Genomic DNA, 20,589 nt, shown 5'->3' with positions numbered 1-20,589 from the left:
AACTCAACACTGAGAACTCTCTTCAGCACTATTTAGATAATTGTTCCATCGGGAATGACCGCATTTTTCAGGACAACTACAATCCCACTGCGGATGTAGAAACCTTGGTTTTCACGGTTAGCTTCTTGCACGTTGTCTTTGTTGATAATTTTGACATCATGACCGATGCGGGCATTTTTGTCGATGATGGCACGCCGAATGATTGTATCTGGGCCAATGCCTACGGGAATGTCACCTTTTTCTAAGCTGCACTGCCGTTCTACAGAAGGTTGATAAAAGTCAGAACCCATGAGTAGAGATTCTTCGATCACACAGCCAGATTCTACCCGCGATCGCACACCCAAAACTGAGTGTTGAATGCGACAATTTTTCAAAATACAACCTTCACCAATTATCGATTCTGTAACGTGACAGTCTAATAGTTTGGTGGGTGGTAAATAACGAGCGCGGGTGTAAATGGGGGCTTCTTCATCGTAGAAGCTAAAAGGTGGTAATGGTTGCTGAGTCAGGGCTAAATTGGCATTATAAAAGGCTTCAATTGTCCCAATATCTTCCCAGTAATCATCAAATAAATAGGCTTGAACATTGTAATCTTTTGCAGCATCGGGAATGATTTCCTTACCGAAATCAGTCCGTTCTAAAGATTCTTTCAAAAGTTTGATCAAAACGTCTTTTTTAAATACGTAAATCCCCATTGAGGCGATGTAGGGCTGCAATGCGGCTTGTTCTTGTGACAATCCCAAAATGGTGGTATCAACGCGCATCTTAGCTAAAGCCTCGTCTTTAGGTTTTTCGCTAAAATCGATTACCCTACCGGAATTGTCAATTTTCATCAAGCCAAAATCTGAAGCCCGGCGATCGTCTATGGGGATAACCGAGAGAGTAATATCTGCACCTGTTTCCCGATGGCGCTGCACAAATAGACGGTAGTCCATGCGGTAGAGGTGATCTCCTGACAAAATCAGGTATTCATCTACATCCCATTCTTCCAACAGCCATATATACTGACGCACAGCATCAGCCGTACCTTGGAACCAGTTGGGGTTTTCCGGTGTTTGTTGTGCGGCTAGCACTTCCACAAACCCCTCACTGAAGCCACTAAAGTTGTAGGTACGGGCAATATGACGATTGAGGGAAGCGGAATTAAATTGTGTCAGAACGTAGATTTTAAAAATTTCTGAATTGATGCAGTTACTGACAGGGATATCTATTAGGCGGTACTTCCCTGCCACTGGTACTGCCGGTTTAGCACGTAGTTTGGTTAATGGGTACAGGCGGGTACCTGCACCACCGCCAAGAATAATTGCTAAGACTTTTTTCACAAGATTTCTCCCAACTGCCTTTCAACTCCCACCTACAGTTTAGGACTGTATGTAGCAGCTGGTAAGGGGGGATCAAAGATTATGTCTAAGGAATTTTACAAAACACCGCTTGTGATGTATGTCATTGCCAATAATTAGAAAGCGATCGCTGGTGTATTTATTGGTACTAATCATTAATTTTGCCCGTATTCAGTCATCTTACAGGTCGAAAATCGCCATACTTGAGATGTAGTGTTTGCGATCGCCTGATCGATTTGACCCAAGGTTGATCCGATAACTGGTCAATTTGATGATACGATAGCATCCCTGTGAATATATTCTTTTCCCTACTAACATCACTCACACCCAGACGGGCTAACATAGCAGTTGCCCCAGAATCTAAATTAGTGTCGGTATATATAAATACAACTAAACTCGCTAAATCTGCGTCTGCAACGTCATCTAGTGCAACAACCAAGCTAGCATCAAGTTTTTGATAGTTCATGGGGATTGGGAACATTTCAAGGGTATGTATTCAAGAAAGGCTTTGATCGATAGGTAAGCATTCTTAGTCTAAAGTACAGCTTGAAAGCACTCCCCACTTCCGATTTTCAATTACCGTTGAGCAACCCGCACTAACAAGAATATTCCTGTTACCAAGCCAATAAAGTTGGGCAACCATGCGCCCATAAAGGGAGACAGAATACCGGCTTGTCCTAAAGCACCAGTCATAAAGCTGAGTAAGTAATAAGAAAAAATGACAATCACACTAATGCCAAAACTTGTGCCTCTTCCAGTGCGCTGGGGTATGGTTCCCATAGCTGCGCCGACTAAGCCAAAAACTACACAGACAAACGGTAAGGCGATTTTTTGCTGAATCCGGACTTCCAATTTCCGAATCTTCTGGCGATCGCCTCCCAGCCTTTCCACTGTTAACTGTTCTAGTGATTCGGCAATATTCATTTCGCCATAGTCGCGGCTTTTTTCTGCCAGACTTAATGGCGTGCGGGGTAGTTGCAGTTGTTGCTGTTCAAACCGCAAAATATTCCGGTAAGAGCGATCGGGTGCGACTAAATAGATGGTGCCATTATAAAAATCCCAGACGCTTTGAGCGCCATTCCACTGGGCAGATTCAGCGACCACAATTTGATTTAAGCCTTCTGTGGAGCGATCTATAATCGTTAAACCTTTCATGCGCTGACCATCAAACTGGTCAGCATAAAATAGGCGTGTCAATATTCTGTCTTTACTGCCATCTGCTGCTTGAATTTCCCGATATTCAGGATAAAAAATATTCTGCTGTTTAAAGGTTGGTTTATCTGATTTGAGGGCTTGCTGTAAAGTGAGAGTGGCTTGGTAATTGGCAGATGGTGCAATTTGCTCATTAAATAAAAACGTCATCCCTGTGACAACAAAACTTAACATCACAGCCGTTAACACCATGCGATAAACACTTACCCCACACCCCCGCAGAGCAATTAGTTCACTTTCGCTGGAAAGACGACTATAAGCCATTAAAGTCGCCAACAGCGTAGACATGGGAAAAGCTAAAACAATGAAATTAGGCAGTTTTAAGAAAAAAACTTGAACAGCGATGCTAATGGGTAGCCCAGATTCTACCACTCTCCTGACTAGCTCAAATACAGCATCAATTGTGACACCAATTGATGAAAAAGCTCCCACACCGAATAGAAATGTGGGCAGCAATTCGCTAGCCAAGTAGCGATCCATGATTGTAAAAGGCAGCAGGGAACTGAGACTGTAGAATGACGAGAGCTTTTTAGACACCATAATTCTGGGGATTGGGGATTGGGAACTGGGGATTGGGGATTGGGGACTGGGGGGATTGGGGACTGGAGATTGGGCAAAAGGAAAATTCTACCTTGTCTACCCATCCCCAGCTAGGATGTTGACTTTGTAACTTTTCAGGGGTGAAAAATTCATGCACAATCCTTTCCTTGACTGGCTGAGTAAAATTTGCAGTGGGAAAAGTTATTTTTCGCGTTCTTATAAGTAACAAGTAATAAGTCATGGGTATTTACTCATTACTCATTACTCATTACTCATTACTCATTACTCATTACTCATTACTCATTTGATGACACCAAAACTGTATGAATAAAAAATGGGTAAATCTCATCAAAGTCAATAGCCTACTCCCCAGCCCCCTGCCTTTTACCTAATAAACTTGGAAATTATCCCCCAAATAATACTGCCTGACTAAAGGATTACTGTATAGTTCATCAGCATTACCATAGGCTAGGATTTGTCCCTCGCGCATGATATATGCACGATCAGTAATAGCTAAGGTTTCCCGAACATTGTGATCTGTGATTAGGATACCCATACCGCGATCGCGCAGTTTTGCCACAATCTGCTGGATCTCAGATACAGCTATGGGATCAACACCTGCAAATGGTTCATCCAACAGTAAAAACTTTGGCCCTTCTCGCCCTGCGGCTAAAGCCCTGGCTAGTTCTGTACGCCGTCTTTCACCCCCAGAAAGTTGAATTCCCTTGCTTCTTGCTACTTTTTCTAGGCGGAACTCGCGCAATAGTGTTGTTATTCGCTTTGGCCATTCCCAGCGCGGCACATTAGTTTGTTCTAGCACCAACCGAATATTATCTTGGACTGAGAGTTGGCGAAAAACACTAGCCTCCTGTGCTAAATAGCCAATGCCCAACCGCGCCCTTTTGTGCATTGGCAATCCAGTAATATCTAAATTATCTAGCCAGACTTTCCCCTGATTGGGTTTTTCTAACCCTGTGGCCATGTAAAATGTTGTCGTTTTACCAGCCCCATTAGGGCCTAGTAACCCGACAATCTCACCCTGAGCAACAGAAAGGCTAACGCGATTGACAATAACTCGCTTGCCATAAGATTTGTGAATATTTTCTAAAACAATTTTCACTATTCGCGAACTGTCTTGATAGTTGATGCTAATTAGAACGTCTAAATCCTGGGGTTTGGGGTGCGGGTGTATTGGTATTACCGTCAAGTTCTGAATCTTGCACCATATAAACAGACTCTACTTGACGATTAGATTGGGGTAAAGCCACAAATCGTCCTTCATCAATCAAATATGTCACCTTTTCGGCGCGGATACTATTACTGCCTTGTTGCAAAATATAGACGTTACCACTAAAATCAATCCGGCGTTCCTTGCTGAAGTATTGTGCTTGAGCTGCTGTAGCCTGAATTTGACGAGCAGGATACAACATCTGTACATTACCACGAGCAGTTATTACCTGATTTTTTGAGTCGTATTCTTGGATATCCGAACGGATAGTCAGGGGGCGATTTCCCCCTGATGTTTGGGCTGTAGCTGTTTGTAGTTGGTTAGGTAAAGCTAAAGTACCTAAAAATGCAGCTGGTAGCACCAACGCTAATCCAAACTGACGCATTTTTGATAAGGGGAATTGATAGCAGGGCTTCATGTCCATTTGGGATTCTGGATTTTAGTTTGTATACTAATTATCTCAAGTAGTTTCTCCAAAGATAAAATCTCCTATTGGGAGTAATTTCGGATAACCACTGGCTGGGACATTGACGCTTGATAAAAGCTGATAGTTTCTTTTTGCCTATAATCAGACAAGTTTTACTGTCAATGCAGGAAAATTAAATCACATGAATGGGTGGACACTCTTGTTTGCAGTTATTGTTGCTGGGCTAGTGTTGTTTATTTGGAGCGGAGTTACACAAAACCTGCCTTGGGGTATTAAAAGTGTCAAGCCAGATATCAAAAACGTAGTAGCTACTCAAGCGATCGCTAGCGAAAGCCAAAACGGTATGATGTATCTCAATGGGGAAATTGTGGCTTTCGTAGCAGTTAAACCCAAAACCTATTACTCTCCCCAACGTTTCTTTATAGTTGAATTTGTAACTCAAATACTGGCGGGGATGATTCTGTGTTTGTTACTGAGTCAGTTATTTGATCTTTCTCTAGTAGGTCGCCAATTCATTATCTTACTTGTCAGTTTACTGATCGTTGTCACCACTGATATGTCCTATTGGAATTGGTGGGGATTTTCCCACCCTTACACTCTAGGAGTAGCAGCAAACAAAATCATTGGACTACAGCTAGCATCCCTAGTAGTATCACTTCTGTTTATGCACACAACATCCTAGGCTTATCAAGCCACAAAACAGATGAATCCTCATATTCTTGAGTCATAAAATTGGGGAATAAGAAATTCTTCCTATTCCCCAAGGTTTCATCTTAAATTATCTTCACTTCACAGAGATAATTCCCAATGTGTAGAATTCAGAATCAATTGTTTCTTGCTCCTGAGTGCTGAATCCTGACTTTTGTTCATTCATCAATCACCACAATTTGAGGTATGGGCAAGGCTTGATTTTTAGCCAGGTTATCAGTGTTAACTGTGTCTGCACCGATGTCTTGTACCGCCTTTAACAAGGTTGCACTCTGATTCAGTAATTCATCGACATCAATACCACCGTAAATTGACGGGTACCGTCGCAGGCGATTGCTACCTTCTCCTAGTAAAATAGCTGCACCTCGCCAGTTACGATTACCCAGATGATAAAGAGAGACTGCGATTTGCAAAATTCCTTGATAAAAGGTTTTTTCCGGTTCGCTGGCTTCAATCCATAAAGCCTCTAGGGTGTCATGGCAGGCGTAGAACTGTCCAGAGTTAAATTGTTCTACACCTTGCCAATACTCTGGGGGCATGGTTTCGCTCATGCCATGCTGTCTCGCACTTCTTTGATTGTTTCGAGAGTGATGTCTTGGTTTTGTCCCGCAAACTCATTATCTGGGGTGAGGAACAGCATACAATGGCACTCTTTGCGTTCTCTCATTGGTACACAAGGGCAGTTCCAATATGTAGCTTTGACTTCTGCTTCTTTGTCTTCGTAGTGACGACATGGACATAAAGGCGCTCCTAGTTCGTCTTTATGTTTAGCTAGTCCTTCAATCACAACTGCGGTGACGGAAGGTTCAGCACAAAAGTAAGTTCCGGTACGCTTGGCGTATTGTTCCGAGAAATGGCGCATGGCCTCTAGACTTTTATCACTGGATTTTGTATTGGCTTCTGATGAAATCATGGGGATCGGCAGCTGATAATTTAAATATTTCTTTGCATTGTACCGCAGCAACACTAGGGTATTGTTGGGGATATCTCCCCAACCTGAGTTTTTAAGTTTGGCTGCAATTGTTCTCAGGCTGATATTTCTGCAATGCTGGGATCAAGAAAAACTATTTGAGCAACTTGTCAGTATTCATTGATTTTTTGAATACATAAAATTTAATTTCATAATGAATTTAAGGGTTTTTGTAACTGTAGTTGTAGGGACTGTTCTTTCTCTATGACGATGCCAGGGTAATCTTTATTAACTACTACTTGTTCTGTTGGGGATGATATGTCTTGCCATAGCAACCAACGGCTACCTTGGGGCAGTGTAGAAAGACTCAGAGGGTTTTGTGTTAACCAAATCAAGGGATATGGAGCATCTTGATCGGTGGTATCTTCTTGAGAGCGAGTTGCAGCTAGGGTTTCTAGAACTGAGCGATCGCCTGCAACTAATCCCGTGGCTGCTGTCCACAGTTGCACCTGTAATTGCTGATGTCGTGCGTAAAAATACAATGAAGCTGCGGTAATTACTGCTTGTTCAAAGTTGTCTGTTTGCCAATTGCCAGCACTATCCAGGGCAATAATGATTTCCTCGCCACTTGTCACCATTTCTAATTCCCGCACCCGCAATTCACTATAACGGGCGCTAGTCCGCCAGTGAATCAAGCGAGTGGGATCGCCGATGCGGTAGGGACGGAGCGATCGCACTAACCCTGATGTAGCTGTCTGCAAGGGTTTACCCCGATACTCACTCCTTTTACTTTCTTCTTGCCCAATTTCATCGACCAAGGGGCAAGTATGCAAGGATAAAACAGTGGGATAAACAATAGCTACAGCTTCACAGTGACGCTGACGGCGACACCAAAACAATCCTAAAGGCGCACCTGTACCTAATTCAACGGTATGCCAGCGATATATGCCTCGCCGTGGCGTAGGCTGGGAATATACCCAATGGTAACTTTCTTGACTGGCAATGGTTTCAATGCCCTGTTGGATAGGTTTCCCTAGGACGAAAGGCAGGATATCCTCAACTTGCAGTAAGCTGACAGATTGCTTGGTGTGATTGTGGATGTCCAACTCTAAAGTTAAATCATCCCCAGCTGAAACGGGTTGAATCGGACGACGAGTCACAGATAAACCTGTGAGCGATCGCGGTGGTAAAAATGCTGCTATACCTAATAGCGCAAAACTCACGCCGCTAATGGCATATAGCCAGCCAGCCATTGTATTAATCGCTGCACCAAAAAAACAAACAGCAATTCCCGCTAGTACCCAACCGGTGTATGCAGGGGCGCTAGCATGGGTTTCTAACCAGTTAGTGATGGGTTTGATCATTTTCATGTTTCCGTTGTAACCCAACACTACTGGAAATTCACACTAGCTCCTCGCTCCCCTACTTCTTCGTACTCAGGACGTAATTCATCTTCCATTTCGTTTTCAACTTCCTTAGTGACTTCATCAATGTGGTACAGTTCACCACAATATTTGCACAGGATAGCTTTCAAACATACTATCTTTAGTAACTATAGGTATGCTCTCCACCAGACTTTGAGAAATTATCAGCCGATCAAATGGATCTTTATGGTAAAAAGGCAGCTGTGCTAACTTATCTAAATGTTCTGGTCGTATTTCAAGTAATTCAATAGCGTTACCATAAACCTGTTGCTTCACCAACTCAGCAAAATTCATACCTAGTTGTAGCTTGCCAATACTGACTTTGATAGACATTTCCCAAAGACTGGCAATGCTCAAAAACCTTTGATTTCGCTGATCTTCAATTAGGTTTTTTGCCGTATCGCTGAGATTCAAACTGCCCTCAATAAACCATAAAAACGTATGGGTATCGAGCATGAGCCTCATGGCGCGTACTCCTCAAAATCTGCTAGCGGCTCATCAAAATCATCTGAGATTTTCACTAAACCCCTAGCACTACCAAACTTGGGGCGTGCTTCCACTCGACCAAGCGGCACAATTTTGAAAGATGTGCCATCACTGCGCGTGATGATGACTTCTTCTCCACTAGCCGCCTCTTCAATTAGTTCTGCTAGGCGAATCTCAGCTTCTTTCAAATTAATTTGGTGCATTGATAATCTTTACCAAAACCAGATGTTTTGAATATAACTTTTTTGTCACTTGTTGACTCAAGGATAATTTTATATGGGCAGTTATAGACAGAATGCGATGTTGGTAGATTATTGTAGGCATCACTTCCAATTTTTAACTTTTACGGTTCTCCCAGAGTGGGTATGTTAAATTAACAATAAAAACAGACTAGAATAATTGATATAGCAGGATTATAGCAATAGAGAATAGTCTTTAGTGGGTAGGGTGCGTCAGTGTGAGAAAACCTAGCTACAACAAGAAATTCTTCATACTGACGCACCCTACAAGCTAGCTAACTTTGAGAAATTTCTTTGAGGGCTTCATGGATAACCTCATCACTCACACCATGACGCTTTAAACTAGCAATCAGTGCTGACACAGTATCACCCTCTAATCGCTCCAAATCAGCTCTGAGTCCTTGTCCAATATAGGCGCGCACTAACGGTTGATAACCAGAAAATCCCAACAATGGTGCTATTCTCTTCAAATCTTCTATAACATCTTCAGGGATGCGAATTGTGATAGTCGTCATTGGACGATTTTTATCTAGTCGCTTTTTCAGTGCTTCAGCTTTCATAATATTCTCTTTCCTTGCGTGTCGCTTTACGAGCCGAAATAATCCGAATCATGTCATTTTCACGCTCAATGTAGACGACGTACAGAAGATTCCACCGCTTATCTAAGCCAATAACAGCATCTCTTTCTTCATGATTGCGACTTGCATCAACAACCACTAAGAACGGATCGAAAAATGCTTCTGAGGCTTGCTGGAATGTCACGCCATCATGATTAATCGGATTTATCCGAGCTTTTTCCTCGTTCCAAACGAAAGTGACATCATTCAGCACGAAATACACATCCATACCTCACAGTTTAGGTGGAGTGTATTTACATTGTCAATACGTATTATAAAACTGAGGTATTTTCCTATAGCGATCGCAAATCGTCATAGCTTGATATTGCCATAACTTACAAACAAAAAAACTTCACTCAATGTCTTAACTACTGCCAAAAACTCTTATTCTGTTTGTTGTATAGTATTGTTGAGTTGCTGACGCTGGGCAATCTAAATTAGTAATCTTAATGCGTTATTCACCGCTTCATCGTTAGGAAAAGCTTCAGCAACATCAGGATCTAACCGCACTATATTTGTTTTTGTACGATATCGCTCAACATATTTACCTCTAACCCCTCCTTCCATTTGAGCAAAATCGTATTCAGGACGTAATTCATCTTCCATTTTGGGTTAAATTTATTTGTGTTTATCGTTAACTTTACTCCCTAAATTTAGGCAGCTTTTATTATGCTGATTCTAGATGAGCAACCGGAATTTGTTCGGTTCTTTCAGGGGGTTTTGCTCCAGTTGCTACAGCATGAACCGCATGAAGAATATCGGCTGAGTAGTAGCGATTTCCACAGGTATCACACACGCCTATCGTCACATCTTCAAGAATAACGAATCCATCTCTATGTTTAAATGCCTCACGTTTTACAGTTCGGGGTTGAACAGTTCCTTCACAATATTCACATCTGTATCCATACATAAGGTTAGCCTTCCAGATCAGAGACTTCATAAACGGTGATTATTAGATAACGTCCGCTACTTGCGAAACGCCCAACAACCCCAACAGGGGTTTGTTGATCTAATGCAGTTCCTACTACTATATATTTTGTTCCTCTTGGATCATCTTTTTCAACCCGGATGACTTGACCTGTTAAAACAGCCTCTTCCACGTCCAAAATTGTTAGCATATCTTCAGCCATTTCTTCCATTGCATGGGCTGACATATCGTATTGGCGGAGTCTAATTTTTTCTCTGATACGATCAATATCACTGCGAGGCACTTGTTTGTTAAGGTAACATTCTGCTGATTTTACCAAGTCTTAAAGACTATTTATACTGAAATCGTCATTTTAACAGATGAGAGCGATCGCAAATCGTCATCGCTTGATATTGCCATAATTCACAAAAAAACTTCACTAAAATACTTTAAAAACTTGAGTCATACAATCAATTTAAACTTATCTATACACTGTTGACTTATAGTTCGGATTGTCTCAAGAATAAATATCTCAGCAGTACAGTAATCACTAAGAAGCATGGTGACATTTGCACGCCCATGTGCAATGGCATTGCGTTTTTCATAGAGTTCAGTTCGATACTGATTGATAGCAGATTTTGCTAAAGCATTAAACTCTGTCGGTGTAGTTTCAATTCCATAAACCCGTTTGAAAATAGTTTTCCGGTCTATGTTATTCTCAGCTGATTTCTTAATCCATGTCCAAATCGATGGTTTTGAGTAGCCAAATTCATCCGATTCTTCTGTTAACACATCAGATCTGACTGTAATTACATCACATTCATCTAATATTTCAGCTTTTCCGGCAGGTCTATAATATAGAAGAGACTTAAGAACATCCAATTCAAATTGCTCAGAAGCTCCTAATAGCCTAACGAAAGCGGAAGTGATGACGAAATTTGGTAGACTATGCCACCCTACACCACTACGATGAACTCCGAAATCAAAACCACCGTATTTCGTGTAGCATGTTTCTCGAATCACAGCTGCTGCATAAGGATAACGCTCCATAAGAAATTCTTTCATTGATATGAGAATATTTACCTGTTCCTCTCCTATTTTTTGGTTTGTTTTAGAATCTGTAGGAGTTAAAATTATAGGAGTCACACCTTGATCACTGAGCCACTGAGCAAGTCCTTCAATGTCTAACTTCTTATACCATTGAATAGCTCCATCTTCCAACGTGAATGCAACAGATTCACGGAGTGCCTCTATTTGACGAAATGCAGCCCAAATAGCAATTCCCATACTTTATTTAAATTACTCACATGAACTGGCAACAAGTTAGGGAGTTGGATAAATTGTTAATAACCCCCAATCTTAGCCATGTGTTTATCCTATTGTCAGATGTAACTTACAAACTAAAATTAAAAAGCCCACTTTTGCGGGCTTTTTAATTTAATTAACCGATCGCTTTACTTACCGTTTCGCCAACTTCTTCGCCATCTTCCGCAAGCGAATAGATTGGGGTGTAACTTCCACCAACTCATCGGGGCCGATGTACTCTAACGCCCGTTCGAGACTCATTTCTACTGGTGCTTGCAACTGTACCAACTCATCGCCACCGGATGCGCGGTGGTTGGTTAACTGCTTGGTTTTGCAGACATTTAATTCTAAGTCTTGGGGACGGTTGTGTTCACCGACAATCATGCCTTTGTACACTTTAGTACCAGGAGTAATGAAGAATAAGCCTCTATCTTCGGCGTTCTTCATGGCGTAGAAAGTAGAAACACCTTCTTCAAAGGCAATCAATACACCTTTGTTACGGGCTTCAATTTCGCCACACAGAGGACGATAATCTAAGAAGCTGTGGTTCATGATACCTTCACCACGGGTCATCCGCATGAATTCACCACGGAAACCAATCAAACCACGGGCGGGAATGACAAACTCTAGCTGGGTGCGGTTGCTAACCCCAGGCTGCATATCTTGCATTTCGCCTTTGCGTTGTCCCAAACGTTCGATACAGCTACCAACTGCATCAGAGGGAACGTCTAACACTAACAATTCATAAGGTTCGCAAGGTTGACCGTTCACTTCACGGTAAATTACCTGTGGCTGGGAAACCTGAAACTCATAACCTTCACGGCGCATGGTTTCGATTAAGATACCCAAGTGTAATTCACCACGACCGGAAACTAGGAATTTATCGGGGGAGTCGGTTTCTTCGACGCGGAGAGCAACGTTAGTTTCTAGTTCACGGAACAAGCGATCGCGTACTTGGCGAGATGTTACCAGTTTACCTTCTTGACCAGCAAAAGGTGAATCATTCACCCAGAAGGTCATCTGTAAGGTAGGTTCATCTACTTTAATGAGTGGTAAAGCTTGGGGTTCGTTGGGGTCTGTGATGGTTTCCCCAATGTTAGCATCAGCAAAACCAGCTACCGCTACAATGTGACCGGCGGAAGCTTCTTCTAATTCCACCCGCTTCAAGCCTTCAAAACCGAGCAATTTGCTGATTTTAGCCTTGACAATTGCACCTGTTTCTGTTACCAAAGCTGCTTGCTGTCCACCGCGAATCGTGCCGTTGTGGATTCTGCCAATCACAATCCGTCCTAGATATTCAGAATAATCTAGGGTTGTCACTTGCAATTGCAGAGGCTTAGTAGCATCACCTACTGGGGGTGGAACATGACGCAAAATTGCTTCAAATAAAGGCTGCATATCCTTGGGTTCGTCTTCCAAGGTTTCTTTTGCATATCCAGACAAACCAGAAGCGAACAGATAGGGGAAATCACACTGGTCATCATCTGCGCCTAATTCTAAGAACAGATCCAATACCTTATCTATTGCACCGTGGGGTTCGGCTTGGGGACGGTCGATTTTGTTGACGACAACGATGGGGCGTAAGCCTTTTTCCAATGCCTTTTTCAACACGAAGCGGGTTTGGGGCATGGGGCCTTCATTGGCATCAACAATCAGGATACAACCATCAACCATGCCCAGCACGCGTTCAACTTCACCACCGAAGTCAGCGTGTCCAGGGGTATCAATAATATTGATGAGTGTTTCTTTGTAGCGAACGGCTGTGTTTTTCGCCAGGATGGTGATTCCTCTTTCCCGTTCTAGGTCATTGGAGTCCATAACGCAATCCGGAACGTCTTCACCTTCTCGGAAAATGCCGGACTGTCTCAGGAGTGCATCAACCAGGGTGGTTTTGCCGTGGTCTACGTGGGCGATAATGGCGACGTTACGAATTGGGAGCGTCATAGAAGCTTTGTGTGAACTCTAGAAGGGTTTTGTAGCTTTACATTTACGTGCTAGGCTGTTTTAACAGAATTGGGGTTGTTAGGCAAATTCTGTAAAGAAGCTTTAATAATTCTAGCTTAATTGTCACAATTCTAGGGGACTTTGTAAATGTGGCTGCAATGGAGAAATCAAGCAGCTTGTGGAACTCAGTGATTTTCTACTTTACATAAACATAGAGCATCAACTGATTTCAGGACATTTATTTAACAACTGTGCCAAAATTAACACTAAGTTTAAAGCAATATCATTCAAGCCCCCAGATTTATCTCTGGTATCTTCAATTTTGAATTCCCCCAAGGGGCTGACTATGCTTTCAGAACGTTTTACCCAAGCTCTCGCCTATGCTCATCAACTCCACGCGCACCAAGTGCGTAAAGGTTCAGGAGTTCCCTATATTGCTCATTTATTGGGAGTTGCCAGTATTGCTTTAGAATATGGAGCTAACGAAGATGAAGCGATCGCAGCTCTATTACATGATGCCATAGAAGACCAAGGCGGTACAGCCACACGCCCAGAAATCCGCCGCCGTTTTGGTGATACTGTCACAGCAATTGTTGATGGTTGTACGGACTCAGACACCACGCCTAAGCCCCCTTGGCGACAGCGCAAGGAAGCTTATCTTGCCCATATTGCTACTGCTTCCCCTTCGGTACTACTGGTGTCAGCATCTGATAAACTCTACAACGCCAGATCCATTCTTAAAGACTATCGCTTGGTAGGTGAATCACTTTGGCAACGCTTCCAAGGCGGTAAAGATGGTACTCTTTGGTATTACCGGGCTTTGGTAGATGCTTTTAAACAAACTGGTAATAGAGCAATAGTTGAAGAATTGGAACGGGTGGTTACAGAAATTGACCTTTTGGTATCCCCATAAAAAAATTGAAGGATGAAGGCTGAAAAATTTCATACTTCATACTTCATCATTTTTTCTGCACGACTGTAACAGGAAAGACAGTCTTTTTCTGGCTAGCGGAACATACTACTTACTGAAGTATCTTCATGAATCCGCCAGATGGTTTCCCCTAACAAATTAGCGACTGACAGCGTGACTAATTGGGGGAAATGCTTGCTTTCTGGGATGGGAATTGTATTCGTCACAATTACTTCTTCAAACAAGCCACTGGACAATCGCTCAATTGCAGGTGGTGAAAATACTGCATGGGTTGCACAAGCATAAACCTGACGCGCTCCTTCTTCCCGCAGTAGTCTAGCACCTTCGGCAATTGTGCCGCCTGTATCGATCATGTCGTCAACTAAAACTGCGGTTTTGCCTTTAACATCACCGATAACATTCAAAACTTCGGCGACATTATGAGCTTGACGACGTTTATCAATAATCGCTAGGGGCGCATCATTGAGTTTTTTAGCAAAAGCTCTAGCCCGTGCTACACCCCCAACATCAGGGGAAACCACCACGATGTCATGCAGTTGTTTGCTCACCAAATAATCCAAGATGACTGGTGAACCGTAAACATGATCAAAGGGAATATCAAAATAGCCCTGAATTTGAGCAGCGTGTAAATCCATTGCTAGGACGCGGTTGGCACCTGCTTGAGTAATCAGGTTGGCAACTAGCTTGGCGGTGATGGATTCTCGCCCGGCTGTTTTTCTGTCAGCACGGGCATAGCCATAGTAAGGAAGCACTGCTGTCACCTGACGGGCAGAAGCACGCCGACAGGCATCAATCATAATCAGCAATTCCATCAGGTGATCGTTAACGGGCTGACATGATGGCTGGATGAGGTAGACATCACAACCCCGAATTGATTCCTGAATTTGAACGTAGAGTTCACCATCCGCAAATCTTTTGCGAATCATTGGCCCCAAGTCCATACCCAGGTAACGAGCCACTTCTTGAGAAAGTTGGATGTTGGCAGAGCCAGAAAATAGCCGCAGGCGATGATTTTCAGTCAGTCCTGTTGCAGCTGGCTGCACTTTTAACGTTGCAGAACTGAGCACAGCAGATCCTCGAAGTGCATTCATGGCAATATTAGCATTAGATATTTAGTAGATTTAACTGAAATAGCCTAAGAAAAACTTCTGTAAGTTTTGTTGAAGCTTTCATAACTACTTTAAACATTTCTCAATAAAACTATTACCCGCCCATTTTTCATTCCTTTTGACAAACGAAGCCTTCTGGAATTCACTGCTGCCAGGTCTATGAACTAATCTCATAGATGAACCTGGGTTAATGCGAAAAACATCCAAATTGTGCAGAACTGGTTTTGATAGAATACTGCTTCTATCCATCGTATTTCTTGCTGAGGGTCAACCCTTGATGACTTAATTGATATTGCACAAGTACAATTCAGTAAACTCCAACTTCCACCAACAAATATATTGCGGAAATCTGAATGTTCGCTGAATTTATAATACTGGTTGCAAAATTATAATATAAACTGACTGAATATATTTTTGGTTATAAATCACAAAAAAAATCACCCAATTTAGGAATTTAGCTGAATTTTCAACTGTGTAGGTTTAGCTGATGACTGGGGCAGTTCTGCTGTATGAACTTGTCATTACTGCTGTGACTGCTATCTATTCTACAAGCTATAAGAAAACAGGTTAATTAATTCCATTATCATGGCTTACAGATATTCTGCGGTTAAACTTATGTTGTTCAAGTTGCTTTGACTCCAAGCCATTGTGTTTTCAGCCTATGAATTTTTGATGGATAGTCACTCAATACTTTACCAATCACTCTTGGATAAATGGGTTAAACTCATCCTGAGCGATTGAGGATACAGCAGAGACTATAGATAACTAGGAAATTTTTACTAATTTTTCACCACTCATTAGAATGACTGAGCTATGTTGAAAGAGGTTTTTGCTACCCTGACAAAACTATTTGCGGTTTGAGGGTATGACAATATCAACCTTACGGAAGGCTGATGCTTACAGGAGATTTTTACTCTACCACCGTTGGTCTTTCAACCGACTAATTCTACCACGGCGGCTAACACCGTCAAAACCGTGTTTCCATCAATTCCGGGATTTTCAGTGAGGAAAGTTGTGGTCAATTTCCACAAGCTGGCTTAGTTGATAATTTCCTCACTTTTAGGTACTGAGAATGAAGTATGCAAAAAAAGTTAAGTAAGTTTGTTGCACCTGATTTACTTACTACCTGTTAACACGGAAGTTACAAGTGTTTTTTGAGCAGTTGTTGGAGGTTTATTTGCTGGCTGTGTACGATACAATATCGCCGCAGGTAACTGTCGGTCGCCGCTTTGATTTATCTTGGTGAGAGACTTCCTCCTCAGTTGCCATTACATTCTATTCATGAATCATGCAACCACCCATTTCAATTGGCACTGTCCTACAAAACCGTTACCGTATTATTCAAATTCTCGGACAAGGGGGATTTGGCAGAACCTATTTAGCAGAAGATCAAAGGCGTTTTAATGAACTGTGTGCAATTAAGGAATTAATTCCCTCAGCTACAGGAACTTCTGCTTGGGAAAAGGCACAGGAACTGTTTCATCGAGAAGCGACTATTTTGTATCAAATAGAACATCCACAAGTGCCGAAGTTCCGAGAAAGATTTGAGCAAGATCAACGCTTATTTTTGGTAGAGGATTACATTGCGGGTAAGACTTATCGAGATTTGCTAAGTGAGCGCCAAGCTATGGGGAAAACTTTCTCTGAGGCGGAAGTATTGCAGCTCATGCGCTCGCTTTTACCTTTAATAGAGCATATTCACAGTCGGGGGATTATTCACCGAGATATTTCACCGGATAATATCATTTTGCGGGATAGTGACGCTAAACCAGTGTTGATTGACTTTGGAGTAGTTAAAGATTTAGCAACACGTCTGCAATCGCCTGAGAGTGCTATGCCGGTGACGACAGTCGGAAAATTAGGTTTCGCTCCTAGCGAACAGATGCAAACCGGACGAGCTTATCCTAGCAGTGATTTGTATGCGTTAGCGGTGACAGCGATAGTTTTACTGACTGGAAAGGAAGCATCGGAATTATTTGATGAACATCAACTAACTTGGAATTGGCAAAAGTTGGTGGTAGTAAATCCACTATTTGCCCAAATTATCAATCGGATGTTGAGTCATTCACCGAGCGATCGCTATCAAAGAGCCATTGATGTAGCTCAAGCATTACAAATATTAGATCAATCTAGGGCTAGTGTCTCTCTCCCTAATGTTTCGCGTCTGCAAACAATCGCTGTTGGCCGTCGTCCTGATGATATACCACCGACACCACCAGCTGCACCCCAAAAACCCAATCCGGCAATTCCACCCAGTCACAGTAGTTCAATTTTAGATAATCCCTTGGCCTTGGGTGCGATTGGTAGTGCTGTGGTAATTTTGGCAGGTTTTGGTTCTTGGGCATTAGTCAGTTCTTTGCGTAGCCACTCCTCCAATTCACCGGATGAAACACCACCACCCCAGACTTTCCCTTCGCCAGTGGTGACTGGGGGTACAACTTTTGAACCGACTCCCACACCTACCCCAGAACCAGTAATTATTAACAAGCGTCTCAATTTGGGAGCATCTAATATAGCCACAGTTGAAGATACTCTCCAAGCCAACCAAATCATCCAATACAGTTTTTTTGGGGAAGCAGGAGACAAGTTAACTACTGCCGTTGATCAAAGTGACGGGATTACACTGACAGTTTTAAGTCCCAATCAACAAGCAATTGATAGCAGCGCCCAGCAAGTAACCAACTATGTAGGCACATTACCCAATACTGGCAGATACACTATTCAATTAACTCTGGCAGATGGCATAACTGCCAGTGATTACAGCTTAAATGTAGTGTTAGAAAAACCACTCACACCTATACCAACGCCAACACCTACATTTACACTCACTCCTACACCTATACCCACACCTACACCTACATTTACGCCCACACCCACACCTACATTTACAATCACACCCACACCCACCCCGACTTTTGAAGGAGAAGAGAATAATAACCCACCTGCTGATGACATCCTGGAAGCTACTCCCGAACCGACTATTTCACCGTAAGGGGGGACTGGGGATTGACAATTTGCAGACTGCTGACATTTCCTGATCAGGGAAAGGTCAGCAGCAAGAGTGTATTAAAATAATTGGTGGCTGGTGAGCGATCGCCAATTCCAGCAGAGACTTGTCTGGTATCTGGCATGACTCAGAACTAACTAAATTCATTTGATTAAGTATTAAACTAACTTGCTGAAAGAACTACTAATTACTGGTACAGATACGGAAGCGGGTAAAACTGTTTTAACTACGGTTTTAGCAGCCTACTGGCAAAAATATTATCCTCAAAGCCGCTTGGGGATTATGAAACCAATACAATCGGGAGTAGGCGATCGCGAATGGTATCAAAATCTATTTAAATTAGAACAATCAGCCCAAGAAATTACGCCTTTATACTTTCAAGCGCCTTTAGCTCCCCCCATTGCTGCCGCTAAAGAAAATCGTTCTGTGGATTTAGGGATAGTTTGGCAAGCTTTAGTAGAGATGCGATCGCGCTATGATTTCCTGTTAATAGAATCTTTAGGTGGATTAGGTTCACCAGTAACTGAGGAGTTAACAGTAGCTGATTTAGCTGGGGAATGGCGTTTACCCACAGTTTTGGTAGTGCCAGTCAAATTAGGTGCAATCAGTCACACAGTTGCAAATGTCGCCTTAGCTAGACAAACACGGATCAATCTCAAAGGTATTGTACTTAACTGTATACAACCCCGTACTGATGCAGAAATAGCCGACTTGACACCCAAAGACTTAATTCAATCTCTCACTAATATTCCAGTTTTAGGCTGTTTACCTTATGTAGATAACTTTACAGACTTTGATCAACTCGCGCAAATTGCCTCAAATCTAGATTTAGAAACATTGTCTTGAATGAGGGAGTGGGGAGTAGGGAGTAGGGAGTGGGGACTTAGGGCTGTAGGGGAGAAAGACTATTGCCTATTTATTGCAAGAGTGCCTATTGCCTAATAACTAACGATAAACTGAGGAAATAACCTCATCTTTGGCGAAGTTAGCTGTCATGGTTTCTACCTTTCCCAACTCGGTTTCTGTTGACTTATCGCGTGTGCGCTTGGCAATTCGCTCATTACAACCACAGTTGGTGGAATGGCGGCGGCGACTACATCAAAAACCGGAGTTAGGATTTCAAGAGAAACTCACGGCTGAGTTTATCGCCAGCAAATTGCAAGCATGGGGAATTGAGCATCAAACAAAGATTGCCCACACTGGTATAGTAGCCACTATCCAAGGTACAAAACCACCCACTCCCCACTCCCCAGTTTTGGCAATTCGTGCAGATATGGATGCTTTGCCAATTCAAGAACTGAATCAAGTCCCCTATTGTTCTCAACATGATGGTGTGATGCACGCTTGCGGACATGACGGACATACAGCGATCGCTCTCGGCACAGCTTATTATTTACAACAGCATCGTCAGGATTTTACTGGTACTGTCAAGATTATCTTCCAACCTGCGGAGGAAGGGCCAGGGGGAGCCAAGCCGATGATTGAGGCTGGGGTACTCAAAAACCCTGATGTTGATGCCATTATCGGGTTGCATCTGTGGAATAATTTGCCTCTGGGAACGGTGGGAGTTCGCTCTGGTGCGTTGATGGCGGCTGTAGAGTTATTCGATTGCACTATCTTAGGCAAAGGTGGACATGGTGCCATCCCTCATCAAACTGTGGATTCTGTGGTAGTTGCAGCCCAAATCGTCACCGCTTTACAAACCATTGTCGCGCGGAATGTTAACCCCATTGACTCAGCCGTTGTGACTGTCGGCGCACTCCATGCAGGTACAACCCATAATGTGATTGCTGATACAGCCACTTTAAAAGGAACTGTTAGGTATTTTAACCCTGCTTTCCAAGGCTTTTTTCCCCAGCGTATTGAGCAAATTATTAGCGGCATCTGTCAAAGTTATGGGGCGGAGTATGATTTTCAATATCGTTCACTTTATCCCCCAGTAATTAATGATCATGGTATGGCAGAATTGGTGCGATCGGTGGTAGAAGAAGTAGTAGAAACGCCTATGGGTGTAGTGCCAGAATGTCAAACTATGGGCGGTGAGGATATGTCATTTTTCTTGCAACAAGTTCCTGGTTGCTATTTCTTTCTTGGTTCTGCTAACCCAGAAAGAGACTTAGCTTATCCCCACCACCACCCCCGTTTTGATTTTGATGAGACTGCGTTAGCTATGGGTGTAGAGATATTTGTGCGTTGTGTGGAGAAATTTTGTGATTAGATAGCTCAACCACCATCAGCTTAGATAATTTATCTAA

The 20,589-nt window shown here is 42.7% G+C and carries 23 protein-coding genes; 5 read left to right on the top strand and 18 right to left on the bottom strand.

What is annotated here, in order from left to right; translation table 11 throughout:
- Positions 1-32 precede the first annotated feature (32 nt).
- The 5 genes from NOS7524_RS18880 to NOS7524_RS18860 all read right to left on the bottom strand — a co-directional run bounded on the left by NOS7524_RS18880 (position 33) and on the right by NOS7524_RS18860 (position 4,738).
- Positions 33-1,322, bottom strand: a complete 1,290-nt coding sequence (locus NOS7524_RS18880) for a glucose-1-phosphate adenylyltransferase (protein WP_015140081.1) — start codon at positions 1,320-1,322, stop codon at positions 33-35.
- A gap of 193 nt (positions 1,323-1,515) precedes the next feature.
- The gene (locus NOS7524_RS18875; protein ID WP_015140080.1) at positions 1,516-1,806 is read right to left on the bottom strand and encodes a hypothetical protein; all 291 of its coding nucleotides are present in this window, start codon (positions 1,804-1,806) and stop codon (positions 1,516-1,518) included.
- Positions 1,807-1,916: 110 nt separating this feature from the next.
- Positions 1,917-3,032: an LptF/LptG family permease gene (locus tag NOS7524_RS18870; RefSeq protein WP_015140079.1), complete on the bottom strand. Its 1,116-nt coding sequence runs from the start codon at positions 3,030-3,032 to the stop codon at positions 1,917-1,919.
- Positions 3,033-3,480: 448 nt separating this feature from the next.
- Positions 3,481-4,212, bottom strand: coding sequence for an LPS export ABC transporter ATP-binding protein (lptB, locus tag NOS7524_RS18865; protein ID WP_015140078.1), 732 nt, complete (start codon positions 4,210-4,212; stop codon positions 3,481-3,483).
- 28 nt (positions 4,213-4,240) lie between these two features.
- Positions 4,241-4,738 carry an LptA/OstA family protein gene (locus NOS7524_RS18860; RefSeq protein ID WP_041555387.1) on the bottom strand — a complete coding sequence of 166 codons (498 nt, stop codon included), beginning with the start codon at positions 4,736-4,738 and terminating at the stop codon, positions 4,241-4,243.
- A gap of 190 nt (positions 4,739-4,928) precedes the next feature.
- Here NOS7524_RS18860 and NOS7524_RS18855 point away from each other — a divergent pair, with 190 nt between their 5' ends.
- The gene (locus tag NOS7524_RS18855; protein ID WP_015140076.1) at positions 4,929-5,429 is read left to right on the top strand and encodes a hypothetical protein; all 501 of its coding nucleotides are present in this window, start codon (positions 4,929-4,931) and stop codon (positions 5,427-5,429) included.
- A 184-nt stretch (positions 5,430-5,613) separates the two neighbouring features.
- Here NOS7524_RS18855 and NOS7524_RS18850 read toward each other — a convergent pair whose 3' ends face one another.
- From NOS7524_RS18850 to typA, 12 genes are all read right to left on the bottom strand, one after another.
- Entirely contained in the window at positions 5,614-6,006 is a 393-nt protein-coding gene (locus tag NOS7524_RS18850; RefSeq protein WP_015140075.1) for a DUF309 domain-containing protein, read from the bottom strand.
- The gene (locus NOS7524_RS18845) at positions 6,003-6,368 is read right to left on the bottom strand and encodes a ferredoxin thioredoxin reductase catalytic beta subunit (RefSeq protein WP_015140074.1); all 366 of its coding nucleotides are present in this window, start codon (positions 6,366-6,368) and stop codon (positions 6,003-6,005) included. The genes NOS7524_RS18850 and NOS7524_RS18845 overlap by 4 nt, the downstream gene beginning before the upstream one ends.
- Positions 6,369-6,574: 206 nt before the next feature.
- Positions 6,575-7,735, bottom strand: coding sequence for a DUF58 domain-containing protein (locus NOS7524_RS18840; protein ID WP_041555386.1), 1,161 nt, complete (start codon positions 7,733-7,735; stop codon positions 6,575-6,577).
- A 132-nt stretch (positions 7,736-7,867) separates the two neighbouring features.
- Positions 7,868-8,254 carry a type II toxin-antitoxin system VapC family toxin gene (locus tag NOS7524_RS18835; protein ID WP_015140072.1) on the bottom strand — a complete coding sequence of 129 codons (387 nt, stop codon included), beginning with the start codon at positions 8,252-8,254 and terminating at the stop codon, positions 7,868-7,870.
- Positions 8,251-8,478: a type II toxin-antitoxin system Phd/YefM family antitoxin gene (locus tag NOS7524_RS18830; protein WP_015140071.1), complete on the bottom strand. Its 228-nt coding sequence runs from the start codon at positions 8,476-8,478 to the stop codon at positions 8,251-8,253. Before NOS7524_RS18830 ends, NOS7524_RS18835 begins: the two co-directional genes overlap by 4 nt.
- 311 nt (positions 8,479-8,789) lie before the next feature.
- Positions 8,790-9,074, bottom strand: a complete 285-nt coding sequence (locus NOS7524_RS18825; protein ID WP_015140070.1) for a hypothetical protein — start codon at positions 9,072-9,074, stop codon at positions 8,790-8,792.
- Positions 9,064-9,360 carry a BrnT family toxin gene (locus NOS7524_RS18820; protein WP_015140069.1) on the bottom strand — a complete coding sequence of 99 codons (297 nt, stop codon included), beginning with the start codon at positions 9,358-9,360 and terminating at the stop codon, positions 9,064-9,066. The genes NOS7524_RS18825 and NOS7524_RS18820 overlap by 11 nt, the downstream gene beginning before the upstream one ends.
- Positions 9,361-9,563: 203 nt before the next feature.
- Positions 9,564-9,737 (bottom strand): hypothetical protein, encoded by a 174-nt coding sequence (locus NOS7524_RS29590; protein ID WP_015140068.1) that lies wholly within the window; start codon positions 9,735-9,737, stop codon positions 9,564-9,566.
- Between the two features lie 61 nt (positions 9,738-9,798).
- On the bottom strand, positions 9,799-10,041 hold the full coding sequence (locus NOS7524_RS18810) for a YgiT-type zinc finger protein (RefSeq protein WP_015140067.1): 243 nt from the start codon (positions 10,039-10,041) through the stop codon (positions 9,799-9,801).
- A gap of 4 nt (positions 10,042-10,045) precedes the next feature.
- Positions 10,046-10,378, bottom strand: a complete 333-nt coding sequence (locus NOS7524_RS18805; protein ID WP_216087497.1) for a DUF4258 domain-containing protein — start codon at positions 10,376-10,378, stop codon at positions 10,046-10,048.
- 122 nt (positions 10,379-10,500) lie between these two features.
- The gene (locus NOS7524_RS18800; RefSeq protein WP_015140065.1) at positions 10,501-11,325 is read right to left on the bottom strand and encodes a hypothetical protein; all 825 of its coding nucleotides are present in this window, start codon (positions 11,323-11,325) and stop codon (positions 10,501-10,503) included.
- A gap of 171 nt (positions 11,326-11,496) precedes the next feature.
- Positions 11,497-13,287 (bottom strand): translational GTPase TypA, encoded by a 1,791-nt coding sequence (typA, locus tag NOS7524_RS18795; RefSeq protein ID WP_015140064.1) that lies wholly within the window; start codon positions 13,285-13,287, stop codon positions 11,497-11,499.
- A 346-nt stretch (positions 13,288-13,633) separates the two neighbouring features.
- On the opposite strand from typA, the gene NOS7524_RS18790 reads away from it, so the two are divergent.
- On the top strand, positions 13,634-14,200 hold the full coding sequence (locus tag NOS7524_RS18790) for an HD domain-containing protein (RefSeq protein WP_015140063.1): 567 nt from the start codon (positions 13,634-13,636) through the stop codon (positions 14,198-14,200).
- A gap of 92 nt (positions 14,201-14,292) precedes the next feature.
- On the opposite strand, the gene NOS7524_RS18785 is transcribed toward NOS7524_RS18790, so the two are convergent.
- The gene (locus tag NOS7524_RS18785) at positions 14,293-15,309 is read right to left on the bottom strand and encodes a ribose-phosphate pyrophosphokinase (RefSeq protein WP_015140062.1); all 1,017 of its coding nucleotides are present in this window, start codon (positions 15,307-15,309) and stop codon (positions 14,293-14,295) included.
- A 1,306-nt stretch (positions 15,310-16,615) separates the two neighbouring features.
- Here NOS7524_RS18785 and NOS7524_RS18780 point away from each other — a divergent pair.
- The 3 genes from NOS7524_RS18780 (at position 16,616) to NOS7524_RS18770 (ending at position 20,552) form a co-directional block, all read left to right on the top strand.
- Positions 16,616-18,319 (top strand): serine/threonine-protein kinase, encoded by a 1,704-nt coding sequence (locus NOS7524_RS18780; RefSeq protein WP_015140061.1) that lies wholly within the window; start codon positions 16,616-16,618, stop codon positions 18,317-18,319.
- 186 nt (positions 18,320-18,505) lie between these two features.
- Entirely contained in the window at positions 18,506-19,180 is a 675-nt protein-coding gene (gene bioD / locus NOS7524_RS18775; RefSeq protein ID WP_041555848.1) for a dethiobiotin synthase, read from the top strand.
- Between the two features lie 148 nt (positions 19,181-19,328).
- Positions 19,329-20,552 (top strand): M20 family metallopeptidase, encoded by a 1,224-nt coding sequence (locus NOS7524_RS18770; protein WP_041555385.1) that lies wholly within the window; start codon positions 19,329-19,331, stop codon positions 20,550-20,552.
- The last annotated feature ends 37 nt before the right edge of the window (positions 20,553-20,589 follow it).

The sequence above is a fragment of the Nostoc sp. PCC 7524 genome (assembly GCF_000316645.1).
GTDB lineage: Bacteria > Cyanobacteriota > Cyanobacteriia > Cyanobacteriales > Nostocaceae > Trichormus.
Note: the sequence above shows the minus strand (reverse complement) of the source record. Positions and strands in the feature narration are given on the sequence as shown.